This is a genomic window from Alteromonas sp. AO-Serp (assembly GCF_017849675.1).
Classification (GTDB): Bacteria; Pseudomonadota; Gammaproteobacteria; order Enterobacterales; family Alteromonadaceae; genus Alteromonas; species Alteromonas macleodii.
This window is the reverse complement of sequence record NZ_JAFLMX010000201.1, coordinates 1-2,640: the sequence shown is the minus strand read 5'-3', so window position 1 is coordinate 2,640 and position 2,640 is coordinate 1. Positions and strand designations below refer to the sequence as shown.

General features: G+C 48.0%; 1 protein-coding gene. It reads right to left on the bottom strand.

Annotated features, from left to right (window positions below):
- Positions 1-77: 77 nt before the first annotated feature.
- Positions 78-2,495, bottom strand: coding sequence for a ribonuclease R (gene rnr, locus QVA83_RS13670; protein WP_287498585.1), 2,418 nt, complete (start codon positions 2,493-2,495; stop codon positions 78-80).
- Between the last annotated feature and the right edge of the window lie 145 nt (positions 2,496-2,640).

Genomic DNA, 2,640 nt, shown 5'->3' with positions numbered 1-2,640 from the left:
TCCATTACACGCTCGGGCTCTTTTTCAAGTACCGACTGCATGGCATGTAAACCGTATAACCATTCTTGCTGCGCCATTTAACGCTTACCTCTTTTATTCAATGACAGTGTTTTGCCGCTACTACCGCCTTTGGCGCTGCTGCGACTTGACGATTTTCCACCGCTACGACTAGACGAGCTTGAGCCGCCTTTGCCTTTGTTCCCTTTTTTATCAGAACGCGAGCCTTTATCAGAGCGTGATTTGTTATCAAAACGAGTAGGTTTATCTGAAGCCTTTTTCGCAGACCTCACTTTTACCTTCTTACCCTTAGTGCCGCGCAGCATAGACTTATCGAGTAATAAATCAATCTTTCTTTCATCAAGATTGACCGCTGCTACGGTTACTTCAACCGTATCACCCAATCTGAACTGGCGATGGCCCGACTCACCAACCAGCGCTTGTTTTACATCGTCATAGTGATAATAGTCATCATCTAGCGATGTTATATGTACCAAGCCGTCGATGTGGTATTCGGTAAGGCGTATAAATAAACCAAAGTTAGTGACCGAGCTCACCACACCTTCAAAGGTGTCGCCGACGTGGTCGAGCATAAACTCGCACTTAAGCCAGTCAGCCACGTCACGGGTGGCATCATCGGCGCGGCGCTCTGTCATTGAACACTGCTCGCCTAACTGTTCAATTTCTTCAACGGTGTAGTTTTTCGCGCCACTGACTGCTTTTTTGCCCTGCTGTTTAGCAATAATGCCTTTTAGCGCACGGTGCACGACCAAGTCTGGGTAGCGACGGATAGGTGACGTGAAGTGCGCGTAAGCTTCTAGCGCCAACCCAAAGTGACCTACGTTGTCACCGTCGTAAACCGCTTGCTTCATTGAGCGCAGCAGCATGGTTTGAATTAGTTCTTCGTCCACTCGACCGCGGGTTTTAAGCACCACATCGGTGAATGCGGCAGGCTCCGCGTCTTCAACTATGCGATGAGGAATACCGATTTCACTTAAGTAACTGGTAAATGCGGTAAGCCTGTCGGCGTCTGGTTTGTCGTGCACACGATATAGCGCTGGCGCCTCATGCTTTTCAAGCATAAGAGCCGCACTCACGTTTGCCATGATCATGCACTCTTCAATAAGCTTGTGCGCGTCGTTACGCACCAGCGGCACAATATTTTCAATCTTGCGCTGGGCGTTGAAAACAAACTTCACTTCTTGGGTTTCAAATTCAATCGCCCCACGCTTGGCACGGGCTTTTTTAAGCGCGCGGTACAAGTCGTGAAGATTGCGTAGATGAGGTACATGAGGCTCGTAACGCTGATGAAGTTCTTTATCGCCCTGCAGAATATTCCACACTTTAGTGTAGGTTAAACGGGCGTGTGAGTTCATGACTGCTTCGTAAAACTGGAATTCTTCTAGTTTACCATTTGCACTGATGGTCATCTCACACACCATACATAGGCGATCGACTTCAGGGTTTAGTGAACACAAGCCGTTTGACAGTACTTCTGGCAACATTGGAATTACTTGGTCAGGGAAATAGACCGAGTTACCGCGCTGTTGCGCTTCATCATCAAGAGCTGAGCCTGTTCTTACATAGTGACTTACATCGGCAATAGCTACCCATAGCTGCCAGCCACCATCGTCGAGCGGTTCACAATATACCGCGTCGTCGAAGTCGCGGGCGTCTTCACCGTCAATGGTAACAAGCGGAAGCTGGCGCAAGTCTATGCGTCCTTCTTTGGCTTCTTCGGGCACTTGGTCAGTTAGCTTTTCCACTTGCTTGGTTACGCCTTTAGGCCACTGATGTGGAATATCAAACGTACGAAGCGCCATTTCTATTTCCATACCTGGCGCCATATGCTCGCCGAGTACTTCAACAATTTTACCCACCGGGCTCATTTTACGGCGTGGACGCTGGGTAAGCTCTACCACGACCACCTGCCCCATACGGGCACCGTGCGTACTTTCTGGTGGAATGACAATTTCGTGCTGCAAGCGGCTGTCATCTGGCACGACCATGCCAAAACCTTGCTCAACAAAGTAGCGTCCAACAATAGGCTCGCTGCGAGGCTCAATGACTTGCGTTACAAATGCTTCTTTTCTTCCTCGGCGATCGGTACCACTGATACGCGCTTCTACCACATCGTCGTGAAGGAACAGATTCATTTGCCCTGCACTGATAAATAAGTCACCGCTTTTGTCTTCAGGACGCAAGAAGCCGTAACCGTCACGGTGACCAATAATTCGGCCTTTAATGAGCTCTTCACGGTTTTGAAGTATGTATTTTTTCTGTTTGGTGAATTGCACCTGCCCTTCGCGCTCCATAGCACGCAGTCGGCGCTGAATTCCAATTCGCGCTTCTTCGTCGAAGGCATTCACCAAGTTGCAGATATCAAGAAACGACAACGGCTTGTCGTGTTCTTTTAATAAGCTCATCAAATATTCGCGGCTGGCTACCGGATTTTCGTACTTCTCTCTCTCGCGCTGATAATGCGGATCATCACTCATGTATTTTAAATTTACCTTTCGTATTTTGTTCAACGTGTTTTCGTTTGTGGCTTAGTTCTTCAAAGCGCTGTAGAAAACATAAATATGATTGTTTAGACACACAAACCATATTTGGTTCATGTGGTTATTTGCTGCACAGTATAAC